This is a genomic window from Staphylococcus americanisciuri (genome assembly GCF_024814435.1).
GTDB lineage: Bacteria > Bacillota > Bacilli > Staphylococcales > Staphylococcaceae > Staphylococcus > Staphylococcus americanisciuri.
In genome coordinates this window covers 180,338-205,276 of sequence record NZ_JANUXY010000004.1, presented here as the reverse complement: position 1 = coordinate 205,276, position 24,939 = coordinate 180,338, and the positions used below count along the sequence as shown (strand labels likewise).

General features: G+C 36.7%; 28 protein-coding genes. 6 read left to right on the top strand and 22 right to left on the bottom strand.

From position 1 onward, the window contains the following. Positions 1-21: 21 nt before the first annotated feature. The 5 genes from NXS11_RS05500 to NXS11_RS05480 all read right to left on the bottom strand — a co-directional run bounded on the left by NXS11_RS05500 (position 22) and on the right by NXS11_RS05480 (position 2,319). Positions 22-1,188 (bottom strand): DUF2800 domain-containing protein, encoded by a 1,167-nt coding sequence (locus NXS11_RS05500; protein ID WP_259199650.1) that lies wholly within the window; start codon positions 1,186-1,188, stop codon positions 22-24. After that, entirely contained in the window at positions 1,185-1,535 is a 351-nt protein-coding gene (locus NXS11_RS05495) for a hypothetical protein (RefSeq protein WP_259199648.1), read from the bottom strand. The genes NXS11_RS05500 and NXS11_RS05495 overlap by 4 nt, the downstream gene beginning before the upstream one ends. An 81-nt stretch (positions 1,536-1,616) precedes the next feature. After that, positions 1,617-1,859: a hypothetical protein gene (locus NXS11_RS05490; protein WP_259199647.1), complete on the bottom strand. Its 243-nt coding sequence runs from the start codon at positions 1,857-1,859 to the stop codon at positions 1,617-1,619. A 3-nt stretch (positions 1,860-1,862) separates the two neighbouring features. Next, entirely contained in the window at positions 1,863-2,039 is a 177-nt protein-coding gene (locus tag NXS11_RS05485) for a hypothetical protein (protein WP_259199645.1), read from the bottom strand. A 1-nt stretch (position 2,040) separates the two neighbouring features. Next, positions 2,041-2,319, bottom strand: coding sequence for a hypothetical protein (locus NXS11_RS05480; protein WP_259199644.1), 279 nt, complete (start codon positions 2,317-2,319; stop codon positions 2,041-2,043). Between the two features lie 48 nt (positions 2,320-2,367). Between NXS11_RS05480 and NXS11_RS05475 the strand changes: the two genes are divergently transcribed. Continuing rightward, entirely contained in the window at positions 2,368-2,733 is a 366-nt protein-coding gene (locus NXS11_RS05475) for a hypothetical protein (RefSeq protein WP_259199643.1), read from the top strand. Here the strand turns inward: NXS11_RS05475 and NXS11_RS05470 are convergent. Genes NXS11_RS05470 through NXS11_RS05455 form a run of 4 tightly spaced genes read right to left on the bottom strand, consistent with a single transcriptional unit; the run spans position 2,723 to position 4,231 of the window. Continuing rightward, positions 2,723-2,947 (bottom strand): Thoeris anti-defense Tad2 family protein, encoded by a 225-nt coding sequence (locus tag NXS11_RS05470; protein WP_259199642.1) that lies wholly within the window; start codon positions 2,945-2,947, stop codon positions 2,723-2,725. The genes NXS11_RS05475 and NXS11_RS05470 overlap by 11 nt on opposite strands. A 13-nt stretch (positions 2,948-2,960) precedes the next feature. Then, positions 2,961-3,182 carry a hypothetical protein gene (locus NXS11_RS05465; RefSeq protein WP_259199640.1) on the bottom strand — a complete coding sequence of 74 codons (222 nt, stop codon included), beginning with the start codon at positions 3,180-3,182 and terminating at the stop codon, positions 2,961-2,963. A gap of 10 nt (positions 3,183-3,192) precedes the next feature. Continuing rightward, positions 3,193-3,969, bottom strand: a complete 777-nt coding sequence (locus NXS11_RS05460; RefSeq protein ID WP_259199716.1) for a Rha family transcriptional regulator — start codon at positions 3,967-3,969, stop codon at positions 3,193-3,195. Positions 3,970-3,991: 22 nt separating this feature from the next. Further along, entirely contained in the window at positions 3,992-4,231 is a 240-nt protein-coding gene (locus NXS11_RS05455; protein WP_259199639.1) for a helix-turn-helix domain-containing protein, read from the bottom strand. Positions 4,232-4,406: 175 nt separating this feature from the next. Here NXS11_RS05455 and NXS11_RS05450 point away from each other — a divergent pair, with 175 nt between their 5' ends. From NXS11_RS05450 to NXS11_RS05435, 4 genes are all read left to right on the top strand, one after another. After that, positions 4,407-4,751 carry a helix-turn-helix domain-containing protein gene (locus NXS11_RS05450; protein WP_259199637.1) on the top strand — a complete coding sequence of 115 codons (345 nt, stop codon included), beginning with the start codon at positions 4,407-4,409 and terminating at the stop codon, positions 4,749-4,751. Positions 4,752-4,763: 12 nt separating this feature from the next. Beyond that, the gene (locus NXS11_RS05445; protein ID WP_259199635.1) at positions 4,764-5,219 is read left to right on the top strand and encodes an ImmA/IrrE family metallo-endopeptidase; all 456 of its coding nucleotides are present in this window, start codon (positions 4,764-4,766) and stop codon (positions 5,217-5,219) included. 13 nt (positions 5,220-5,232) lie between these two features. After that, positions 5,233-5,760 carry a hypothetical protein gene (locus tag NXS11_RS05440; RefSeq protein WP_259199634.1) on the top strand — a complete coding sequence of 176 codons (528 nt, stop codon included), beginning with the start codon at positions 5,233-5,235 and terminating at the stop codon, positions 5,758-5,760. Positions 5,761-5,971: 211 nt separating this feature from the next. Then, a complete protein-coding gene (locus NXS11_RS05435) occupies positions 5,972-7,099 on the top strand; it encodes a site-specific integrase (protein WP_259199633.1) in 1,128 nt (375 codons plus the stop codon). A 107-nt stretch (positions 7,100-7,206) separates the two neighbouring features. On the opposite strand, the gene glnA is transcribed toward NXS11_RS05435, so the two are convergent. The 4 genes from glnA to hflX all read right to left on the bottom strand — a co-directional run bounded on the left by glnA (position 7,207) and on the right by hflX (position 12,111). Beyond that, on the bottom strand, positions 7,207-8,547 hold the full coding sequence (gene glnA / locus NXS11_RS05430) for a type I glutamate--ammonia ligase (RefSeq protein ID WP_259199632.1): 1,341 nt from the start codon (positions 8,545-8,547) through the stop codon (positions 7,207-7,209). A 23-nt stretch (positions 8,548-8,570) separates the two neighbouring features. Then, entirely contained in the window at positions 8,571-8,939 is a 369-nt protein-coding gene (locus NXS11_RS05425) for a MerR family transcriptional regulator (protein ID WP_259199631.1), read from the bottom strand. Positions 8,940-9,620: 681 nt separating this feature from the next. Further along, positions 9,621-10,865 carry a methionine gamma-lyase family protein gene (locus tag NXS11_RS05420; RefSeq protein ID WP_259199630.1) on the bottom strand — a complete coding sequence of 415 codons (1,245 nt, stop codon included), beginning with the start codon at positions 10,863-10,865 and terminating at the stop codon, positions 9,621-9,623. 7 nt (positions 10,866-10,872) lie between these two features. Continuing rightward, positions 10,873-12,111, bottom strand: a complete 1,239-nt coding sequence (gene hflX / locus NXS11_RS05415) for a GTPase HflX (protein ID WP_259199628.1) — start codon at positions 12,109-12,111, stop codon at positions 10,873-10,875. Positions 12,112-12,219: 108 nt separating this feature from the next. On the opposite strand from hflX, the gene NXS11_RS05410 reads away from it, so the two are divergent. After that, entirely contained in the window at positions 12,220-12,693 is a 474-nt protein-coding gene (locus NXS11_RS05410) for a glutathione peroxidase (RefSeq protein ID WP_259199626.1), read from the top strand. Between the two features lie 314 nt (positions 12,694-13,007). Here the strand turns inward: NXS11_RS05410 and hfq are convergent, their stop codons facing one another. From hfq to mutS, 9 genes are all read right to left on the bottom strand, one after another. Then, positions 13,008-13,214, bottom strand: coding sequence for an RNA chaperone Hfq (gene hfq / locus NXS11_RS05405; protein WP_259199624.1), 207 nt, complete (start codon positions 13,212-13,214; stop codon positions 13,008-13,010). Further along, a complete protein-coding gene (gene miaA / locus NXS11_RS05400) occupies positions 13,207-14,163 on the bottom strand; it encodes a tRNA (adenosine(37)-N6)-dimethylallyltransferase MiaA (RefSeq protein WP_259199622.1) in 957 nt (318 codons plus the stop codon). The genes hfq and miaA overlap by 8 nt, the downstream gene beginning before the upstream one ends. A gap of 22 nt (positions 14,164-14,185) precedes the next feature. Beyond that, complete coding sequence (locus NXS11_RS05395) at positions 14,186-15,103, bottom strand: alpha/beta fold hydrolase (protein WP_259199621.1); 918 nt, start codon at positions 15,101-15,103, stop codon at positions 14,186-14,188. A 230-nt stretch (positions 15,104-15,333) separates the two neighbouring features. Then, a complete protein-coding gene (locus NXS11_RS05390) occupies positions 15,334-17,004 on the bottom strand; it encodes a glycerol-3-phosphate dehydrogenase/oxidase (protein WP_259199620.1) in 1,671 nt (556 codons plus the stop codon). A 119-nt stretch (positions 17,005-17,123) separates the two neighbouring features. Beyond that, positions 17,124-18,629 (bottom strand): glycerol kinase GlpK, encoded by a 1,506-nt coding sequence (gene glpK / locus NXS11_RS05385; RefSeq protein ID WP_259199619.1) that lies wholly within the window; start codon positions 18,627-18,629, stop codon positions 17,124-17,126. 47 nt (positions 18,630-18,676) lie between these two features. Next, complete coding sequence (locus tag NXS11_RS05380; protein ID WP_259199618.1) at positions 18,677-19,492, bottom strand: MIP/aquaporin family protein; 816 nt, start codon at positions 19,490-19,492, stop codon at positions 18,677-18,679. A gap of 262 nt (positions 19,493-19,754) precedes the next feature. Continuing rightward, positions 19,755-20,288: a glycerol-3-phosphate responsive antiterminator gene (locus tag NXS11_RS05375; RefSeq protein WP_259199617.1), complete on the bottom strand. Its 534-nt coding sequence runs from the start codon at positions 20,286-20,288 to the stop codon at positions 19,755-19,757. A gap of 24 nt (positions 20,289-20,312) precedes the next feature. Beyond that, positions 20,313-22,259: a DNA mismatch repair endonuclease MutL gene (mutL, locus tag NXS11_RS05370; protein WP_259199616.1), complete on the bottom strand. Its 1,947-nt coding sequence runs from the start codon at positions 22,257-22,259 to the stop codon at positions 20,313-20,315. Positions 22,260-22,270: 11 nt separating this feature from the next. Then, on the bottom strand, positions 22,271-24,880 hold the full coding sequence (mutS, locus tag NXS11_RS05365) for a DNA mismatch repair protein MutS (protein WP_259199615.1): 2,610 nt from the start codon (positions 24,878-24,880) through the stop codon (positions 22,271-22,273). Positions 24,881-24,939: the final 59 nt, after the last annotated feature.

Here is a 24,939-nt window from a genome sequence, read left to right as displayed (position 1 = left end):
AATTAATTACCGTCCTTGTTTTTAAATTTTGTCAAAATCATCTTCTGCACTTAACTTGATAGCTGGTCTCTTATCTGATTCTTTAGCGAGAGTTAACTTACCTCTCGGCTTATCTATATAAGCACCAACTAAATCGTTAAATGCTTTCTTGCCTACTTGTTTTTCTAAGGCTGTTAAGCTTAACAATTCAGTTTTTGTGATGCGTTCTGCTTCATAGCCTTCTTTTTCTAGAATGTTTTGAATTGCATTTGTATCGGTCATAACTCGTCTTGAACGCCCTTCAACCAATTTCCAACCGTCATAAGCTTTGTCGTTGTTTACCATTTGGTCTAATGCGTACGATTCTAAATCGTCTGCCCACTTTTTGATGTCCGGAATCTTATAAAGCAGCTCAGCTATCTCACTGTCACTTAATAAGTGAGCAGGTGTATCTGGTGTATCAAGCATTGACATCGCTCTTGTTCTGCAAGTATGTCTGACCTTACAGAACCTACAATGCTCTCCAGCCTTAAATTCTCCATCTCCATTGAAAGCTAATTTAGCTTTAGGCTGAACATAATCTGTGCCCCACGTTATCAACTCATCAATAGATAATTCTTCTGTTGAGAAGTTATCCAATCTAGGTTGGACTATCGTCATACGAATCGTGTGTACGTCTTCTAATAAACTAATCAATTCATAAGCCCCTAGACCGTAAAGTCTAAGTTGTGGATTCTCGATAGCAGACACTTCCACACCTTTTCCGTACTTAAGATCTATAATCTCAAGCACTCCGCCTGAAAAGATAATCACGTCCCCAGTACCGAAAGACTCCGGTACGTAACTACTTAGATCTAGACGTGTCTCGAACATCGTTACGACGTTTGAATCTCTAGCTAAAGCGTCGTTGTACCGTTCTTCTACAAAATCAACGTACTCTTCAACATACTCACGAAGCTCCTCACTGTAGTATTCATTGGATTGACAAGCTTTAAAAGCCTTATTGAATCCAAAATCCGATAAGTCTTCGTACTTATTACTAAAGTACAGTTCACTTAATTCATGCGCGAACGTACCTTCTTCGGCAAATTTTGAAGTTCTATCGCCAATGCCCTCACTAGCTTTAATACTAGGCGGGCAGTTAAGCCACTGCTTAGCACCACTTGCGCTCAATTTAGCATGAGTCCTATTCGTGTGATCTAGCTTCATGCTTCTAGTCTCGCTTTCATAAACTCCACGACGTCTGGGTAGTGTTCGGCTTCCACAGTAGAAAGCTTAGACGCATTGAGTTCAGACAGCTTATCCTTAAACGCAGACTTGTCACTGTTATCTGCTTTTTTAAGGAATTCTTTGCCAAGTGAAAGCACATAGTCTTTCGTGTATTCGGATGTAGGTTCTTCTTGAGTTTTTGCTTTAGCTGGTGCCTTTTCAATAGGCTTTTCTTTTACCTCTTCTTTCTTTTCAGATGAGTCAACGGTATCTAACTCTGTGTTTAATGCTTTTAAATTCTTGTTGAGGCGCTTAACCTCTTCCAATAATTCTTCTAAAATTGCCATGTAATCACTCCTAATTTTTGTGTTATACTTACCTTAGTTAATTTTTTAATTGTTTGACTGATTGCTAGTTGCAGCTAGTGGTCAGTCAATATTTTTCGCTACAGCTTCTGTTAATTCTCCATTTACATCTGATAACAGTAAGCTAAGACCTACAGGCGATCCATAAACCACAGACGCACAATGAAAGGCTTCGTAGTCATCTTCAATACCAGCAGCAAAGATAATCATAGGCGCTTCTCCATTTTCTTCGTTAAATTCAGTGAGTAACGTCTCTAATTCTTTGTTTATTTTGAATACCTTTTCTTGAAATTCTTCTCTGTTCATTTTTTATTCCTCCAATTTTTTAAGTTCTTTTAACACGTAGCAAGTTCCAAAATACGTCACTAACTCCGCAACCAACACCCACCACAATAACGTCGTGAAGTACACTCCGCTAAAAGCTAGTACGGTTGTCAGTATGAGTGCTACTGAGAATGTGAGTAGGCAGGGTATTAGTACTTTCACTTTAACCACCTCCTAATCGATCCATAACAATCGACAATGCTTCTCGTACTTCTGGATATTTATAGAGTACTCTTGTACCAATGCGCCGTGTCACAGCGACCATTTCAGGTTCATAAATTATTTTTTTCTGAGTTAATGTTGATTCGCTAAGTCTTGTCATTTCTACTAAATCCTTCATATCAACCGCAACCAACGTGCGCTTGTAAACCTTTAAAATCTCATCAACTTTTTTGTCAACTAAGTCGTTGATAAATTTGTCATCAATTTGTACGTTCAACATATGACTCACTCCTTTCTGATATAATCACCTTTAAGGAGGTGATTGAGTATGAACCTTATTTCAAATAACTTTGAAATGCTCACTAAAGATCAACAATATATTTTATCTGTACTCTATAAAGACTACTTAGAGTGTGTTAAATCAGGAAGTGTCAAATTACATTGTAATAACTTTGATGATGCTGAAGATATACATTTGAAATACTTTCAATACTTACATTTCGAAGATGTTGAAAATGACTTAAAGAGTCTTAAAAAAGCTGGTTTCCTTAATGGCTTTTTTGCCGACAACACTCTTTATCAGGTAAGCATCTCCGATATGACAATCGTTTATTTTGAAAATAAATTTAAAAACGATTTAAAGAGTATAATTGATAGCATTTCTAAAATTTCTTCATTTATTCCTAGTCTTTAATTGGAACTATAACTTCCCAATCATTAGCCATTAAGTCGTCAGCTGAAGGTTGCCAATACCTGGAGAGAGTCTTTCCATTTTTCCCCGAAAGCACACATTGTAAAAAACTATCGTTTGTTGGAAATACTTCAGCTTGATGACTTTCTTTCCATTTTTTACGCGTCATAGTTACAAGATTACTTGTTGCCAACTTTGTGGCTTCTTGAATGTTCATTCTCTGAACCTCCTTAAAAGTGTCCGAAATTTATATTTTCAAGACGCTTACTGATGCTAATCAAAGTGTCTTCTAGGTAACTTTCTCTTGTTAGTTCTATCGTGTAATCTTTACCGTTATATTCAATCTCCTTTTCAAATTTGGAAGATTCATCTGTTTCTAGAGCCGTGCTTATCTCATAAGACACTTCACCTAAAATTTGTTGAATAATTGCTAATTTCTCGCTAGAGTTCATTTTGTTCCTCCTAAAGTTCAAATTGAGTAATATCTACCCCGTATTTGATTGCCATATTTTTGATTACCGAAATGTAAATTTCGATTAATCTCGGGTCATCGTTAATAACATCTAATTTCGAAAGCTTATTAATCTGTGTTTTAGTAGCGCCATTTGCTAACATTTTGCCTTTTCTGTTCTGCATTCGAATTTTTAAATTGCAACGCCCTTTTTCTTCGAGCCCTTTGTATGCTTCTGCTCTTACTTTTTGATGCATATCTCTACCACCTAGATGTTTAGCAATTGCAGATAAGATATTGTTTGTATCGTTTCGCCAGTTCTTGGTTTCGATTCCTACGATATGACGGATACCAGTCACTTCATTTTCGATACGCTTATTGAAAGCTTGTTGTTCTTCTTGAATTTGAACGAACATTTTAATCGCTTCTAATTGCGTTGTAGGTGTGTTAATTTGCGCTTGTTTTTTTATGTGTTCCTGCATTTCGTGAAATGCGTCTACATAAGTTGCTGTAAATAAAACACCTTTCGAACCAGTCATTTTGTTTGCTACAATGTCACAGCCTTTTCTTGTGAGTAAATAGTGTTTATATTGCTTTCCTGTTCCTGCTTGGTAAGAGCTTTCTATGAAGAAATCATCAGAACGCAATTTTGCGTTTTGACCTAAAATCTCTAAATAACTTTCAATACTTCTTACTAAATCAGCATGTCGCTTACCTACCATCTCTGCTACTTCGCGACTGTCTACATAGAACTCATTGTTTTGCTCAATAACTTGCAATGATTGCATTCCGTTCATTAATTTTCCTCCTTTAAACTTGCACTTCGTTTCTCATTTTTGAGACATCTTGTACAAAAAAATATTCGTCCATTGAAATGTCTAAAACGTTACAAATCAAACTTGCTTCCTTTAAAGTAAAGTCACTTTTATTTCTGTTAATTTTTTGACTAAACTTAGAAGGTTTCATGCCCACCATCTGAGCCACTTCTTGATGTTTCAAACCTCTCTCTTCAAGTAGCAATCTCAATTTTACATGTCGTTCTTTACTCATTTGAGCACCTCCTTGCGTCTCATTTATGAGATTACAGAACTTATTCTACATTCTCATTTTTGAGATGTCAACAAATATTTTCTTATTTTTGAGAAAAAGTTTGTGTTAAACGTTGCATAAATGAGAACAAACTTATATAATAAGTTTGTAAATTACAAACAAGGAGCTGTGATAAATGTCTAATTTCAGCCAAAACCTTATAACTTTACGTAAAAATAAAAACTTATCTTTAGTTGAATTAACAAACCAACTTAATAGTAAATACGAAGTTAAGTTTTCAAAAGCCTCAATCGATAGATGGGAAAAAGGCTTAACTTCTCCTTCTGTTACTCATGCTTCTGCATTAGCACATTATTTTAACGTGACTTTAGATGAATTAAGCGGAATATCAGACTTAAGTGATAAAGAAGAGCCACAACAAGATACACTTGCTGCTCACCTAGACGGTGATTATACAGAAGAAGAATTAGCAAAAATTAGAGAATATGCCGACATGGTTAGAAAATCAAGAGACAGATAAAGGAATGATTCTATGGGGAAATACGAAGAGGCTTTAATACATTATGACCAATTAGACATCAATGATACCTTTAATCTTCCTGGAAAATTCAAAGGTTTCTATGACAATGGTGTGATTTTAATAGATAGAGATTTACCAACTTCACTAAAATATGAAACACTTATAGAAGAAGTCGGTCATCACAAATATACATATGGGAACATTGTTGATCAGTCTGATATTTCTAATGTTAAATATGAATTAAAAGCCAGACGTTATGCCTTTGAAAATATCGTAACATTACAGGGTTTAATCGAGGCTTTTGAATTCGGAGTTTCAAATATTCATGAACTAGCAGACTTTTTTGAAGTTACAATAATTTTTGTGAAAGACAGCTTAGAACATTATAAAAGAAAACATGGTTTAGAGGTTAAACACGGTGATTATCTAATAAGATTCGAGCCGTTAACAATATATAAAAATGTATAGGAGTGTGTGGGATATGAAAAAACTATTAGGCTTTGCATTAGCTAGCGCTTTAGTATTAAGTGCGTGTGGTAATGATGAAAAAGAGAAGAAAGAAGAACCTAAAAAAGAGTCAAAGACAAAAGACAAAACTGAAAAGAAAAAAGTAAACACAGAAAAACAAACTGTTCAAAAAATAAATGATAATCAAAATGCTACTGAAAATCAAGCTACTTCAGAAATTACTAACGAACAAACGTTATCCAATGCTCAGTCTAATGAGCCGAATGTATCTAACGTTACTGACAATCAAACTCTAAACCAAATTCTTAACGGCAATTATACTGAAGAACAAAAAATTCAAGCATACAACAGCGCTGTTGCTAATGGGGTAATTCCTCAAGGTGTTGTTACTGAAGGGTCTGCTCAAGCAGCTTACGAAAGTTCTTTAGCGATACAAAATGGTATTTCTGAAAAAGAACAAATGGCTCAAAGATATCAATCATGGGTTGATGCTGGATTAATGACCGAAGAAGAAATGCAAACAGAACTATCTAAATTTTAGCAACAAAAAAAGATAACCCCAGGGTCATAGGAATTCTCAGCTTACGCCTACCCCCATTCGGGGACCCAGAGCTAATCCTTCTCAAGTTATCTTAATGTCATTGTAAATCATATTTTAGTTTAATTCAACTAAATATACTGGGTAGCCCGCCTACCCTATATATTTTTTACAAACAAACAGAACATACGTTCTTAAAAGGAAGTGGAATATCATGCAACTTGAAAAAAGAGGTAAAAAATGGCGATACCGCATATTTTATAAAGACGATAAAGGTATTAGACGTTCTATATCTAAGTCTGGTTTTAATACAAAAGCAGAAGCAAAACGTGCTGCAATCGAAGTTGAAAATTCAATGAACAAAGGCATGCGAGAAACTAAAGATTACTTGCTGAATGACTGGTTGAATTATTATGTAGAAACATGGCGAAATGACAAGTTGAGTGACAGCACAATTGAGATTGAAAAGTTTTCAAAAAAGCGTTTACTAAAATTTTATGGGAACATTTCAATCAAATCGATCACACCATCAAAACACCAACAATTTATTAACGACTTAATTGATAAGGGATATAGTAAATCAACTATAAAAAAGTCACATTCATTTTTAAAACGTGCCTTGCAACGTGCTGTATACGATAGGCTCATTCATTTCAATCCATGCGATGGTGTGGAGTTAAAACATAAAGATTTAAAGGAGCCACAAAAAGCACAATATTTACCTAAAGATAAAATCAAGCCTTTTTTAGAAATGGTTAAAAAACGAGACATTCATCAATACTATATGTTCAGAACCATGATAGAGACTGGTATTCGTGTTGGTGAAGCCAACGCCCTTTTGTGGTCAGATTACAATAGCAAAGATAAAACCTTATCTATCACAAAATCATACGATCAAAAGAATAAAAAATGGAACCCAACCAAAAACAAAGAAAATAGAATCATCTATATAACTGATGATTTAGCTAAAGAACTTACAAAACTTAAATATCTGCAGAATGCTAATCGCATAGTAAATGAAGATATATATAATTCTGAATATGACTTTATGTTTTGTAATGAAGTCGGTAACCCTATTCCAAGAAGCACTACTCATAATACTATGAAACAAATAACCGGCAAGCTACTTGGTAAAGAAAACGCATTGAGCATTCACAAATTAAGACATACACATGCAACGCTGTTGCTAGAAAGTGACGTCCCAATGAAAGTTATTCAAGAGCGTCTAGGACATAAAACAATGGCTGTGACAGAGCAAGTATACAGTCACGTTACCGAACAAATGAATCAAAAAGCCAAAGATGATTTTGAGAAATTTATTAATGAAAGAAAAATTTTTTAATACCTTTGCACCCATTTCGCACCCAAAAAATATTTTTAGATATGGTGGGTGCAAAAATGTTAAACTACAAAAACCCTCAAGACCAATAGCCTCAAGGGTTCTAATGATTAATATTGTTTCATGTATTGCTCGATTTCCCATTTAGAAACCTGCGTACGGTAATAATCCCACTCAATTGATTTTGAATTAATAAATTGATTATAAATGTGTTCGCCAAGTGCATCTTTTACAACTTCATTTTCACGCATTGCTTTTAATGCCGTGTAAAGTGTTGATGGTAAGTCTTGAATGCCTACAGCCTCACGTTCTTCACGTGTCATTTCATAAATATTTTGGTTCACTGGCTTTGGTACTTCTAATTTATTCTTAATACCATCTAAACCAGCTTGTAAAATAACCGCAAGTGCCATGTAAGGATTCGCAGCTGGGTCTACTGATCGAATCTCAATACGTGTTGACAAGCCACGTGAAGTAGGAACACGAACAAGCGGAGAACGGTTTTTGCCACTCCATGCAATATAACTTGGTGCTTCATAACCAGGCACTAAACGTTTGTATGAGTTAACTAATGGATTACAAACTGCTGTGTACCCACGTGCATTTTTCATACAACCAGCAATAAAGTGATACGCATCTTTCGTTAACTGCATATCGCTATTTTCATCATAAAAGGCATTTTCTTTACCTTTGAATAATGAGACGTTAAAGTGCATACCACTACCGTTCACACCGAATAAAGGTTTTGGCATAAACGTCGCATGGAGATTATGCTTACGCGCAATCGTTTTAACTACGAGTTTGAAAGTTTGGATGTTATCACATGCTGTGATGGCATCTGCATATTTAAAGTCGATTTCATGTTGACCTGGTGCAACTTCATGGTGAGATGCTTCAATGTCAAAGCCCATATCCTCAAGTTCAAGTACAATATCACGACGACAATTTTCACCTAAGTCTGTTGGTGCTAAATCGAAGTAGCCACCATGGTCATTCAATTCCATCGTTGGTTCGCCTTTTTCATCTAATTTAAACAAGAAGAATTCTGGTTCAGGTCCTAAGTTAAAGCTTGTAAAACCTAATGCCTCCATTTCCTTTAAGACACGTTTTAAGTTGCTTCGTGGGTCACCAGAAAATGGCTCGCCATCAGTTGTATATACGTCACAAATTAAGCGTGCAACTTTGCCTTTACCTGCTGTCCAAGGAAAAATTACCCATGTGTCTAAATCTGGATGTAAGTACATATCTGACTCTTCAATACGAACAAATCCTTCAATTGATGAACCATCAAACATCATTTCATTGTCTAAAACTTTTTCAAGTTGACTTATAGGTACTTCAACGTTCTTAATTGTTCCTAAAATGTCCGTAAATTGCAAACGTAAATAACGAACATCTTGATCCTCAGCAAACTTTCTAATATCATCCTTAGTAAACTTTTGCTCTAACATTGCATTAAATCCCCCAGTATGAATTATTTAAAAAAGCGCGATAAGTCTCCACGATTGAGTGGGATAGATTCTCGTTGTGGTTTCTGCATTGTATCCACAATCATTTGTTTTCTTAAACGCTCTTCTTCATCATTTAATGTACTGCTTTCTTCTACTAACATAATTTGTTTAATACCTTTCATATTGAAGCCCTTTTCTAATAAATGCTTGATAGAAAGTAGTGTCTCTAAATCATTTAAAGAAAATAAGCGTTTCTTGCCTTCAGTACGAAAGGGTTTAATTAGTTCATGTGTCTCATAGTAACGAATCTGTCTAGGTGATAATTCCGTTAACTTACTAACAACACTCATCGGAAATACTGGCATATTACGCCGAATTGTATCATTGCTCATCTACGCATCTCCTTGAATAATTGAACTTGTCCTTACATTAGCACATAATTTTATTCATTTCAAAAATATGTCAGAAAACCTGACATATAACTTTAAAAAAGCTAATACTTGATAATCATTATACAAGCATTATGAAATTAGCATATCAGTACTTAATTCCCAATATAAAACGACTATGATAATTCTTTTTTATGCAATTACACTCGTGTCGAATAAAAAGATATTGAGTATTTTGAAATAATGCTGATATTAAGGTAGTATCATCCCTTTTTCTACCTACTCGGTTTCAATTAGCAACAGAGACAAAACAAATAGTTATCAAAATACTGAGCTGCTGATGCTTTCAAACCACTTTCTATTTGCAATAGCCTCTCATTGTTTTTATGGCTACAAAGAAAAATGATAACTGATTAAAACTGTGATTTAGCATTTATTGTTTGGTGCAAAATCAAAAATCTTGTTATATAATGTTGCTAGAGGTTTTAGTACTCTGTAATTTTTGGTATAAGTGATACCGATGTGGATGGATATTATGGCTATCAGTGGTTTTAGTACTCTGTAATTTTTGGTATAAGTGATACGTTTTGATTGCCATTTACTGCATATTTGTGTTTTAGTACTCTGTAATTCTCCAACATAAACACCCCCTCTCCGTAAAAAGATGGGGGTGTTTTTATGTCCTTATAGCTTAATCAATCCTTCATTAATCATATCCTCTACTGCACGTGTTACAGCTATTTTAACATGTTCATACGTCAAGCCACCTTGTACATAGACTTCATATGGGGCACGAATTGGGCCATCTGCTGAAAGCTCAATTGACGCGCCTTGTACAAATGTACCTGCTGCCATAATTACATCGTCTTCATATCCAGGCATATAGCTCGGTTCAGGACTAAAATGCGCATTAATTGGTGATGCGTGTTGAATGCTTTGGCAAAATTTGACCATTTGTTCAGCATTATCAAATGATACCGTTTGAATCAAGTCTGTGCGCATTGCATCATAGCTCGGTGTCGTTTGCATATGACATTTTTCCAGTAACAAACTCGTAAATAATGCCCCTTTCAAACTCTGACTCACTACATGTGGACTCAGGAAGAAGCCTTGATACATCTCATGCAAAGCACTTAAAGAGGCGCCCGCTTCCTTCCCGATACCAGGTGCGGTTAGACGATAACCACAACGTTCAATCAAGTCTTTACGTCCAGCAATGTAGCCACCAATCTTTGCCAGACCACCACCCGGATTTTTAATTAATGAACCTGCGATAACATCCGCACCTACTTCTATAGGCTCTCGTGTTTCAACAAATTCCCCATAACAATTATCGACAAAGACAATGATTTCCGGATGTACTGCTTTGATGCGCTGTATGGCTTGTTCGATCTCATCAATTGTTATAGATGGACGTTGATCGTATCCTTTTGAACGTTGAATCGCAATCACTTTCGTCTTATTATTTATTGCTGCTATAACGTTGTCAATATCGATGGCTCCAGCTTTTAACGATACTTCTCGATAGTTAACACCATATTCTTTCAAACTTTCAATACCTGTGCCATTCACACCGATTACTTCTAATAATGTGTCATATGGACTACCAGTGATATACATAAGCTCATCGCCCGGCTTCAATAAGCTTTGTAACGCGATAGTTATGGCATGCGTTCCTGAAATAATCTGAGGTCTAACCAGTGCATCTTCTGCTTTGAATGTCTCAGCATAAACCGCTTCCAAATGATCTCTTCCAAAGTCGTCATAACCATAACCTGTTGTCCCTTGTAAGTCAGATTCAGAAACCTTTACTTTATGGAATGCATCCAATACTTTCGCTTGATTTTCATAAGCACGTTTTTCTATTTCTTTAAAAAAAGGTGCGATTGTTTGTTCTACTTGTTCAATTATTTCTGTTAAATCGTTCATGTTTCCGCTACTTTCTATGTTTTTTGTATCCTTCAACAATATATTGTTCAGTCGCCTCGTCAAAATCTAGGCGTGTCACCAAAGTATGCTGTTTCAATTCATACAATCTATCTGCTTCGACACTCGGCACTTCTGTTCTGTAATAAATCATCTGTTGCTTCATTTGTGCGATAAGCAGCTTTTTAACCTTTTCGATATCACCTTTCTCTTTGGCTGACACAAAGACCATTGGCTTAGGTGTCACGGGCATTTCGCCGCTATGCAAGTCTCGCTTGTTAAACACTACAATTTGTGGAATATTGTCCATTTCTAAGGTTTTAATCAATGTATTGACAGTATCATACTGTGTCCGATAATCTTTATGACTCGTATCAACAACATGTAACAATAAGTCTGCCTGCTTTGCTTCTTCTAGCGTTGATTTAAATGCTTCAATCAACGTAGTAGGCAATTTTTGAATAAACCCAACTGTATCTGAAATCACAACTTCAAATCCTTCATTCAATATGAGTTGACGTGTTTTAGGATCTAACGTTGCAAAGAGTTGATCTTTTTCATAAGTTCCTGCATCAGTTAAGGTATTGAACCATGATGATTTACCTGCATTTGTATAACCAACCAAAGCTATCTGAAACACATCATAGCGCATCCTCTTTTGACGATATCTTTCTCGATGTGCAGAAACTTCCATTAATTTACGTTTAATTTCTGTCATACGCGTACGAATATGTCGGCGATCGGTTTCCAGTTTCGTCTCCCCTGGTCCACGTGTTCCAATCCCTCCACCTAGGCGAGAGAGACTTTTACCATGCCCCATCAGACGCGGTAGTAAATAATCCAGTTGTGCATATTCAACCTGCAATTGACCTTCTCTACTTTTCGCCCTCAACGCAAAGATTTCTAAGATTAATTGCGTACGGTCAATAATCTTAATTCCTAACTTATCATTCAAGTTTTTGGATTGAGCTGTCGTTAACTCATCATTTGTTACTAACACATCAATCTCGTGAAACGTAACAAAATCTTCTATCTCTTGCAGTTTACCTTTCCCCACGTAAAAGCGTTGATCCAACTCATTTTTTCGTTGTGAAAACGTTCCTTTGACTATCAATTCACATGTATGAGCAAGTGCCTCAAGTTCAGACATCGTATGTTCAAAGTCATAGTCAGAACGATAAAGATCTACACCGACTAATACTGCCTTTTCACATTCTTTTTGTGTTAAATAAGGTTGTTGCTTTTGCATTCTATCACCATTCGTTCTTTTTGCGTCGTATGCTTTATTGTAACATAGTGTAAGCGCTAAGACTATTACACATGAATGTGCTATATTATTAGTAAAGGAGTGGTTCATATGCATTTATATGATATCGAAGTTACAAAGACAGATGGCCTAACATATCCACTTGCACAATATAAAGGCGACGTATTGCTCATTGTAAATACTGCGAGTGAATGTGGTTTTACATCACAATTCGGTGGTTTACAAGCACTTTATGAAGCATACCATAATCAAGGTTTTACGGTACTAGGTTTCCCTTGCAATCAATTTGGCAAGCAAGAACCAGGTTCAGGTCAAGAAGCTGAAACGAATTGTAAATTGAACTATGGTGTGACTTTCCCAATGCATGAAAAAATTGATGTAAACGGCGAAGATGCCCATCCACTATTCAAATATTTGAAATCACATCAATCTGGTTTATTTAGTGAGAATATTAAATGGAACTTCACTAAATTTTTAGTGGATCGTAATGGCAATATTGTTCATCGTTATTCTCCACAAAAACCACCTGAAAAAATAAAAGATGCCATTGAACAATTATTGTAAAATATGTTATCAAGCAATATTATTTTTCGTCTGAAGCGATACATCGTTTCAGATAAAAAATACTGCTTTCATTATTAGTCACTTCAAAAAAGCACCATACCGATTAAATATCAGTATGGCGCTTTTCGAATATGGTTTAATCATACATTTTCGCTTAATAAATCAGTAGTGTCTGTGACAGTGTATCCAAATAGTAAACTGTGCACATCCCCCAACAAGCATATCTTATCACCTTCAAGTGTGCTTAACCTTACACATCTATAATAGTGATTTCTACTTGTCAAATTCTTTTTTACACTACGGACATCTCAAACCTATTGTGTTCCCTCTACAAACGTACTAATAGCATGTTTATAGATTAGATGGTGTCGTTCTTGCGAGAAGAAATCAATCATATATTTATCATAATCATATAATGTACCGCGTAATTGAAATCCATTTGTCAAAAAGACCGTAAACTCTTTCTTCTCATTTTTTAAAGTTTCAAGGTACTCATCTTGAATGTTTCTTTTCTCAACCATTTTCGTTTCTCCTTTTATTTATTTGGGTTGTGAGCTCAGATAACATTGAAGTAAGTGACATCTTCTCTCTATCTAACCAATGAACATTTAATTTATTTTTGAACCAGGTCATCTGTCTTTTAGCATAATTACGTGAGTGCTGCTTCAATAATTCTGTTGCAACATCTACATCCATACCATCTGTAATAACAGGGATCATTTCCTTATACCCGATAGCTTGCATGCTTTGACACGATACATACCCCTGTTCAATAAGTTCTTGCACTTCATCCAATAAACCTTGAGACAACATGATATCAACGCGATTATTTATCCTTTGATATAATATTTCGCGCGACATTTCTATCCCTGCTATTAATGTATCATAATTTTCTGTCAACTGGGTACTTTTCTTACGTTTACTCATAACTTTTTTTGTTTTTAAGTAGTAGACAATGGCACGTTCAACTCTTTGACGATTATTCGGATGAATGGCTTGTTGTGATTCTGGATCAAATGTACCAAGATAATCATGTAATTCTTCATTTGTATATGTTTTAAGCATGTTCATTTGTTCCTGAACTTGTTGCGCACGTTCTGGAGATATCGCTTCATCATCAAAACGGTAATCATATATTACTGATTGAATATATAAGCCTGTGCCACCAGCGATAATCGGTACTTTTCCACGCGCTGTAATGTCTTCTATTAATGGTTTGACACGTTGTTGAAAATCATACGATGAAAATGACTCGTCTGGATCTAATATGTCTATAAGATGATGTGGGATGCCTTCCATCTCTGTCTCTGTTATTTTTGCTGTACCGATATTCATCCCTCTATAGACTTGCATTGAATCACCACTAATTACTTCTCCATCAATGGCTTTGGCTAACTCTATACTCAATGCGGTCTTACCACTTGCAGTTGGTCCAACAATCACAACTAAAAAGGGCTTTTTGTTACTCATACGTTCCCCTCACTTTTGTTTTTTATATCATTTGACGACGCATCCAGCCTAACATGTCTTTCCATACACGCTCATAGTCTTTATCAAACAACACTTCATGCCGTTTATGAGGATACGTTTGAACAGTCACATGCTTAATGCCTGCTTTTTTCATTTGACGGGCAAGGCGATGGATACCTTTTCCATTCTCGCCAAATGGGTCATCCTTGCCAGACAGTAATAACACTGGAACATGTGGATTCATGCGTCGAATATTTTTAAGTTCTCCTGTTTTCATCATGCTATGTGTCACACTATAAACAAGTTGATTCGATACGTTAAAGCCTGAATATGTATCTTTGATGTACTTATCGACTTCTATACGATTTGAACTAATCCAATCGCTCGGTGTCCGCTGTGGCTTGAACTGCTTGTTGAAGCGTCCAGTTACCAAATGATTCACCCAATCTAGACACTTTTTCCGTCCGAATAAAAGGGTAATTACTTTCAAGGCAGCCACTGACGGATAACCTTGCCATTTTGGAAAATAGCCCGTGCCACTTAATATAAGACCTTGCAATGCTTTTGGATAAGTTTGTGCAAATTGACGTGCAATGATAGATCCCATTGAGTGACCGATAATGATACATGGCAGGTCATGGCTAAAATCTTTGCGCAATGTCGATAATATTTCATAGGCATCTGTCACAACTTGGTCAATAGCATCAAAATGACCTCGCATACTATTAATATCTTTGCCATGACCACGATGGTTGTGTCGAATTACATGGTAACCATAATCGTTAAGTTTATCAACTAGTGGCTCATAACGATCCATATGTTCCGCCATACCATGAAAAATATGAACAATACCGATCGCTTCTCTATTCGCATGATTTACTTTTGTTTCGAGTCTCGTACCATCTGTCATTGTCATTTTCATTGCTTCGTACTTAACCATCATAACCTTCCACCTTTCATCTGTATCTCTTATCTTTACTTTACCATATACACTATATAAAGGTGATGAGCTGAAACAGCAATTTAGTAATGTTTAGGTGCTTTCTACCTTTATTGTTTCAATCATTCAACATCTTGTGCATTTGATATGTCGCTACAATATATAAAAACCATCAACCTGACAATCAGCCAGATCAATGGTTTATATATGACAATCATTTAATAAATGCTCTATGCTTCTGCAGGTTGATGTTGACCAAAACGTGCTTCGTCAATCGCCTGTTCAAGTTCAGCTTTGTATTGTGCTTTTGTATGTGCATCGTAGCCAACCAAGTCTGCTAGCACTTCAATCACAGCATCTTTATGACGCATTACCGCATCGATATTGAAGTAAATATCACCCGTACGGCGCACAAAGAAATCTGTTGGTTTTACGACAAGCTCATGTTGCACACCGTAAACAAGTTCAACATAAACTTGCAATGGTAAACCAGTGTTTTGATGTTTGGCTGCTTGTGCAATTTCAAAGATCTTATCAACATTAGAACCATATCGACGTGCAAAGAATTCAGCAAGTTGTGAATCTAAATTGAATTTACGTGCTTCTTCTACTTTTTGAGCAACAAAGTTTTCAAAGTTAGCACTGCCACCCACGTCTCCACCAGAGATTGTGATTTGTTTTGTATTAACCGCTTTAAATTTATCACCATACTCTTGTTTCAAGCGTTTTTCAACTAAGTTCATAATATCTTCTGCCATATGACGATAGCCTGTTAATTTACCGCCTGCGATTGTTAATAAACCAGATTTTCCTTCCCAAACTTCATCTTTACGTGAAATTTCTGATGGATCCTTACCTTCTTCTAAAATAAGCGGACGGATACCTGCCCATGTAGATTCGATGTCACTATCTGACACATTCACTGTTGGGAACATGTAATTAATCGCATCAATTAAATAGTCACGATCTTCTTGGTTCACGAGTGGCGTCGCCTTGTCATTATCATAAAATGTATCAGTTGTACCAACATATGCTTTGCCGTCACGTGGAATCGCAAAAATCATACGACCATCATTTTCTGTATCAAAATACACTGCTTGTTGTAATGGGAACTTAGATTGATCGATAACCACATGAACCCCTTTTGTTAGGCGCAATTGTTTATTGTTTTTAGAGTAATCAGCTCGACGTACTTCATCCACCCATGGTCCTGTTGCATTGACGACTTTTTTCGCATGGATATCGAACGTATCATTTTCTAAACGGTCAATGACACTTACACCTTTAACTTGTTGTTTATCGTCATACAAGAAGTTCGTCACTTTAGCATAGTTGATAATGTCCGCACCTTGTTCTGCAGCTTTTTTCATTACTTCAATTGTTAAACGTGCATCGTCCGTACGATATTCAACATATGATCCGCCACCTTTAAGACCTTGTTGTTTGACTAATGGCTCTTTATCCATTGTTTGTTGTTTGTTCAACATTGTTTTGCGTTCTGACTTTTTAACACCTGCTAAAAAGTCATATACAGCCAAACCGATAGATGTTGAGAATTTACCAAATGTACCGCCTTTATGCATTGGTAATAACATGCGTTCTGGTGTTGTAACGTGTGGTCCATTTTCATATACAATGGCGCGTTCCTTACCTGTTTCAGCAACTACACCTATTTGGAATTGTTTCAAGTAGCGTAAACCACCATGGACTAATTTTGTTGAACGAGAGCTTGTGCCTTGCGCAAAGTCTTGCATTTCAACAAGAGCCACTTTCATGCCACGTGCTGATGCATCTAGTGCGATACCTGCCCCTGTAATACCTCCACCTATAACGACTAAGTCATAAGTACCCTGTTTCATATTTTCTTTAACCGAATGACGCTTTAATGTTGATAAACCCATACTAATTACCTCCTATTTGTACTAAAAAAGGAGAGACTCCTCCTACAAACTATCAAAGTTGTACGAAAATCTCTCCTGCTCTCGCGTGCTTCTATTAACTTGATTTTAGTATAGCATAGTTACTCTACTTCGTCTAACTTAAAAACTTGTGTAGCTTCTACAGCTTTTTTCCAGCCTTTATACAAATGATTACGCTTCTCTTCAGACATTTCTGGTTCGAATGATTTTTCCAGCTTCCAGTGATTGCTTACATGCGATTGGTCTTCCCAGAATCCTGTCGCAATACCTGCGAGATACGCCGCACCTAATGCTGTTGTTTCATTTACTTCTGGACGCTCAACTTCAATATTTAATAGATCTGCTTGGAATTGCATTAAGAAGTTATTCTTTACTGCACCACCATCAACGCGCAAACTATTAACATCCATGCCAGAATCTTGTGCCATTGCTTCGATAACATCTCGTGTTTGATAACAAAGTGATTCTAATGTTGCACGGATAAAGTGCTCTTTCTTTGTACCACGTGTAAGTCCAAAGATTGCACCACGTGCTTCCGAATCCCAATAAGGTGTTCCAAGACCTACGAACGCAGGAACGACGTACACACCGCCACTACCATCAACACGTGTGGCATAATCTTCTGATTGCGGTGCAGATTGTATCATGCGCAGACCGTCACGCAACCATTGAATTGCAGAACCTGCAACAAAAATCGAACCTTCTAGGGCATAATGAACCTTTCCATCAATACCATATGCGATAGTTGTTAATAAACCGTGATCCGAAATAACAGCTTTTTCACCTGTGTTCATCAACATAAAACCACCTGTACCATAAGTGTTTTTAACGTCACCACGTTCAAAACATGCTTGGCCAAACAATGCAGCTTGTTGGTCACCGGCAATACCTGCAATCGGCACATTTTGACCGAAGAAGTGATAATCTTTCGTTTCACAGTAGATTTCACTTGATGGACGTACTTCCGGCAACATATTTTTAGGGACATCCAGTAGTTCAAGTAATTCATCATCCCATTTGAGTTCATGAATATTGTACATTAACGTACGACTCGCATTTGTGTAATCTGTAACATGTGCTTGACCACCTGATAATTTCCAAACAAGCCATGAGTCGATTGTACCAAATAATAAATCGCCATTCTCTGCTTTTTCACGTGCGCCATCAACTTCATCAAGAAGCCATTTAACCTTAGTACCTGAAAAGTATGGATCTAACAACAAACCAGTTTTTTGACGGAATGTTGCCTCATGGCCATCTTTTTTCAATTGGTCACAAATATGTTGTGTTTGACGTGATTGCCATACAATCGCATGATAGATTGGGCGTCCTGTGTGTTTATCCCATACAACTGTCGTTTCACGTTGATTGGTAATACCGATACCTGCTACTTCAGTTGGAGAGATATTATTTTCATTCAATACGGCTGCCATTACAGAAATGACAGATGTCCATATTTCATTTGCATCGTGTTCTACCCAACCAGACTTCGGAAAGTATTGTTTGAATTCTCGTTGTGAGATACCACGAATTTCTCCTTGATTATCAAATAAAATGGCTCTTGAGCTTGTTGTTCCTTGGTCAATTGCTAAAATATATTTTCCCATAATATAATGCCTCCCAAACGCATTCGTATTTATTTTTTATTCTAATGTTAAATTTTTGCAATGTCATCTCTTGAAGATTTTTTGTTCATGATTTGACCGAGCACTAATGTACATGCTACAAGTACGACTGTGACAACTGTCCATACATCCACAACGCCTTTAAATACGAGACGATAGATGACTGCACCAAGCATACCACCTACAATTGGACCAAGCACTGGTACGATTGCATATGACCAGTCACTATTTCCTTTTTTATGAATTGGCAATAATGCATGTGCAATACGTGGGCCTAAGTCACGGGCTGGATTAATCGCATAGCCTGTAGAACCACCTAGACTTACACCAATTGCAACAATCAATGCACCCACAATCAATGGGTTTAAGCCATCCGTAAACTTGTTTGCACCGATAAATAGTAAACTTGCTATCAAAACAGCTGTTCCAATAATCTCCGTTAAGAAGTTTGCCATATAGTTACGAATACCAGGTGCTGTTGAGAACACACCTAACTTCGCACCTTGATCATCTGTAGCACGCCAATGTGGCAAGTATGTCAACCATGTCAATACTGCACCTGCAAATGCACCTAACATTTGTGCGATAATATAACCTGGCACTTGTGACCATGGAAAATCACCTGTCATCGCAAAAGCAATTGTAACTGCTGGATTCAAATGTGCACCTGAGAATTGTCCAACTGCATATACACCAAGTGTAACTGCAAGTCCCCAACCGATAGCAATAACAATCCAGTCAGCTGCTTCACCTTTTGACTTTTTCAATACAACATTAGCGACAACTCCGCCACCCATCAAAAGTAAAAGGGCTGTCCCAAAAAATTCTGCTAAATAAATATTCATGCTTGATCCTCCCTAGCAAAAAAGAGACAACTACAACACGCACTACACCAATCGACATAATACGAACGCAGAAATCTCTTAGTCTCTTTTCTAATATTAACTTGATATTTATAATACAGGGATGTGAAAGCGCTGTCAAACTATATTTGATATTTTTTTGAAATTTATTTTTTAGGTTGATTTTTCTTATGATGAACAGCCAAAAAAATGGCTTTACTAATAGCTACAATACTAATAGTAAAGCCATCTCTCCTATTGTGCATTACCACAAATTACGATTGCTCGTCGTAATCTGCGTTGCGCCACTTTGAACTGCACGTTGTACTTCTTCTTCAGTACTGATCAGACCACCTGCAATAACGCGTGCGCCAGTCTGTTGTTGAATTTGTCGAATTACTTTATCAGCGATACCAGGCAAAACTTCGACATAGTCGGGTTCAAGTCGCTGAATAAGGTCAATGCTTCGCTCCAGCGCATGACTGTCGATAATAAACACACGAAATATTGTTGCGACACCTAATGCTTTCGCTTTCTTAATAACTTTCATCTTAGTTGAGACAATCCCTCTTGGTCGATACGTTTGAATGATATATTCACAAGCAAACTCATCATGACTCATCCCTTTTATTAGATCAATATGCACATATGGCTGTAATTGGTGTTGTTGCATAAACTGCATGATACCTTTTAAATGACCGATATGTGTATCTAATAAAACGCACGTTTGATAATCCGTTTGAGCCAATTTTTCTAGGTCTTTCATAGATCTTATAGCTGGTAAAATATGCGGTTTCACTTATGCTATTCCTTTCATTAACAATTATTGGATACGTTTAAATAATCGTTCTAATTCATAATTTGTAAAGTTTATAATAATAGGTCGCCCATGTGGACAAGTAAATGGATCTTGCATTTCTCTTAATTGATCTATCAGCTGAGCCATATCGTTTTTTGTCAAATAATGATTCGCCTTAATCGACTTTTTACAACTCATCATTATCGCTGCCTCTTCACGAAACTTAGCGATATTCGCCGTTTTGTGTTCCAAAACATATTCGATGAGATCCTTAATAATCTCTTCCACTTCTTCTTGCGGAAACCATATTGGATAACTATTGACAATGTAATCATAGCCGCCAAAAGGTTCTAAAAAGATACCGACTTTCTCTAATTCATGACGTGATTGTTCAATAATCAATTGTTCATCTTTTGAGAAGTTAAAAGTCAATGGAATTAATAAGTTTTGATTTTCATTCGTCACTTCACCAATTTTATCACGAAAATATTCATATTTAATGCGTTCTTGGGCAGCATGTTGATCAATTAAAAACATTCCTGTGTCGTTTTGTGCAACGATATAGGTGCCATGAAATTGCCCAACAATTTCCATATAAGGTACCCGTGGTGCATCTTGAACAGTAGACTCATTAACTGATTGTGGCGTTTCATCTTCTAGCGCTTCCGATGTTGTCATATCAATTAAAACTTCGCGTTGTGCTTGTGCATACTGCTCATAGTCATCTGAAGCTTCTGCATTCTGTGATGATACTGTATGTTGTACATCATCAACGGGTGTCGGTTCTGTTTGAGACACTGGTGTATATGTGTTTGATGTTTCATTGACAATTGGCGTTTGTTGCGCTTTGTCATCAGATTTATATTCTCTGTCATCTGTTGTAGACGATGCTTGTTGACGTTCTTCAAAAGCCATCTTTTGTTGCTCAAATTGTTTCAATACTTTTTTAGGTTGATGTTTATCCAAATCATTTTTCGGAATAAGCACCTTATCTTGAAAAGCTTCTCGTATTTTTTCAACAATTAATGTATAAAGTTGATCTTCTTTTGACAAACGCACTTCTAATTTTGTTGGATGAACATTTACATCCACTAAAATCGGATCCATCTTAATATTGAGATAGACGATTGGGTAACGACCAATTGTCAGCAAAGTATGATAGCCTTCTACAACAGCTTTATTCAGAACAAAATTTTTGATATAACGCCCATTAATAAAGAGTGAAATATAATGACGGTTACTGCGAGAATGTTCTGGTTTGGCAATATAGCCATCGATTTCATAATCACTCGTTTCGCCCGTGATATGTAACAAATCACGCGCCACTTTCATACCGTATATTTCTGCCATCACTTCATTCGTACGCCCTGAGCCATTCGTTTGTAAAATCTTTTTACCATCACTAATAAGCGACATACGAATCTCTGGATGACTCATCGCCATTCGGTTCATAATATCTGTTACTTTGCCTAGTTCAGTGTATAAACTCTTAATATATTTCAGACGTGCTGGTGTATTATAAAATAGATTTGTAACTGAAATATCCGTTCCTTGACGTGCTTTTGCCGGTTTCTGTGACAAAATAGCGCCTTCTTCTGCATACACTTCATAACCATCAATACCATCCGTTGACGTTTGTAGCGTTACTTTGGCAACAGATGCAATACTCGCCAATGCCTCTCCACGGAAGCCAAGCGTACGAATATGGAACAAGTCATCATCATCGTATAGTTTGCTGGTTGCATGTCGATGAAAGACCAGAGATAAGTCATCCGCTTCAATCCCCGAACCATTGTCCACTACACGTATAGATGCGACACCTGCTTCTTGAACTTCTACATTAATTTCAGTTGCACCAGCATCAATACTATTCTCTAGCAACTCTTTAACCACTGAACTAGGTCGTTCAACTACTTCACCCGCCGCAATTTTATTGGCAAGTGATGTTTGCAATGCTTTAATCTTGCCCATCATATCACCTTCTAATTCAATCGTTTTTGCAGTTCACTTAATTTCACAAGGGCATCTAACGGCGTCATTTGAGAGATATTTAAGTGCTTAATCTCTTGTTCAATCTCACTTTGTTCTACTGAGCCAAATAAATCAAAAGTTGACTGCTCAAACATCGTCTGTTCAGGCTTAGTTGCATGTTCCGCTTTTGATGTCACTATTTCAGTTTCTTGTTTTGGCTCAGTATCCACTTGTTCTAAGTTTGTTGCTGTTATTGCTGTTGGCTTGTCATGTGATTCGAACGCTTTAAGAATAACTTTAGCACGTGCGATGACAGCTTCTGGCAAGTTTGCTAATTGTGCAACTTGAATCCCATAACTATTTGCTACGGCGCCCTCTTTAACTTTGTATAAAAATATAAGTTCACCTTTGTATTCATTAGCTGCTACGTGAACATTCTTCAAACACGGCAATGATTGATCTAATTCTGTTAACTCATGATAATGCGTTGAGAACAACGTCTTAGCTTGAGATGTTTCCGCAACATACTCTATCATCGCTTGCGCTAAAGCCAACCCATCATATGTCGATGTGCCACGACCAATCTCATCAAATATAATCAAACTATCTGCAGTCGCATAGCGCAGTGCTTTTTGTGCTTCTAACATTTCAACCATAAATGTACTTTTACCAGATACAAGATCATCCGCCGCACCGATACGTGTGAAAATCTGATCAAAAATTGGCAACTGCGCAGACTTACAAGGTACAAAAGCCCCCATTTGCGCCATAATGCTTATAATAGCCACTTGCCGCATATACGTTGATTTCCCTGACATATTAGGCCCAGTGATTAAATAAATATAAGTCTCATCATCTAGTTGACAATCATTCGGTACGTAATCATTATAATCTATCACACGTTCAACAACCGGATGACGCGCATCGACTAACGATAGCGTTTTATCTTCACTAAAGACTGGGCGTACATAATTGTATTGTTGCGCAATTTCAGCAAAACTTTGTAAACAATCGAGTTCTGAAATAATTTTGGCTTGTTGTTGCAAGCGTTCAGTAAATTGTTTGACATATTGACGCAACTCTGTGAACAATTGGTACTCTAGTTCGATGGCTTTATCTTGCGCCCCTAATATAATGCTTTCTTTTTCTTTCAACTCATCTGTAATAAATCGCTCAGCATTCGATAACGTTTGTTTGCGTTCATAACCATATGCCACAGGATCAAAATCAGTTAAGTTCGCACGTGTAATCTCGATATAATAACCAAATACTTTGTTAAAACTAATTTTGAGTGATTTGATGCCTGTTCGTTCACGTTCTCTAGCTTGTAATTCTGCCAACCATTGTTTTCCATTTCGAGATGCATCTAAATATTGATCTAGCGTTTCATTATAGCCTGTTTTAAACAAGCCTCCTTCTTTAACTGATAAAGGCGGTTCATTGACTAAGCTTTGTTCAAGAATAGAGAGCAAATCTTCTAAGGGTTCTAAAGCATTAAAATGCGTAATGGCTTCATGATCAATGGATTGAAGCAATGCTTTTATTGCTGGAATTTGTGCAATGGAATGTTTGAGCTGCACAAGGTCTTTGGCATTGACATTACCAAAACTCACACGCCCAACAAGACGCTCAATATCATATACTTCTGTTAAGTATTCTCTCAACGTGTCTCTCTCTATAAAATAATTCAAAAATTGCGTAACTGCTTCGTGGCGTTTTACAATTTCTGATTTTTGAATAAGCGGGCGATCAATCCACTGCTTAAGACGTCTTGCGCCCATAGGTGTTTTTGTCTTATCCATCAACCATAATAAGGTTCCTTTTTTGGATTTTAAACGAATACTCTCTGTTAATTCGAGATTGCGTTTTGCATAATAGTCCATTTTCATATAATCAAGTGCTCGATACGTCACGGCTGATTCAATATGTGACATATCTCGTTTTTGCGTATCATAAATATAATCCAGCAATATTTGAACGGCTTGTGCCATCAAAGGATGTTCCAATGAATTGACGTCATATTGCGTATCAGATATTGCTTCACGCACCGTAATCGTCTCGGTAATCACACTAAATTGACGTTTTAATTGATCTGATAAAGGCTCCCTAACTACGATTTCATTCGGTTTTATCGTCGTCACTTCATTGATCAACGTGCTTTCGTCTTCAAAATGTGTGACTTTTAATTCGCCCGTAGAAATATCACAATAACTTAATGCATAGTCGTCATTATGTACAAAGCTTAAAATATAATTGTTTTGCGAATCGTCCATACCGCCTTGATCCATCATTGTACCCGGCGTAACGACACGAACGACTTCACGTTTAACCATTCCTTTGACTTGTCGAGGATCTTCCATTTGTTCACAAATTGCCACTTTATAACCATTCTGTATTAATGTTTCGATATAGCCGTCAGCAGAATGAAACGGTACTCCCGCCATCGGAATTGCTTTTTTAGCATCACGCTTAGTCAAAGTAATCTCAAGCACACGTGCAGCGGTTACAGCATCATCATAAAATAATTCATAAAAATCACCTAATCTAAAAAACAGTAATGCATCTTGATGTTGAGACTTTATTGAGAGATACTGTTTCATCATCGGAGTAACTTTTGACATTTATTATCACAATCCTTTAAATCTCTATTTTTATCTTCAAATATATGTATAAAGGCTAG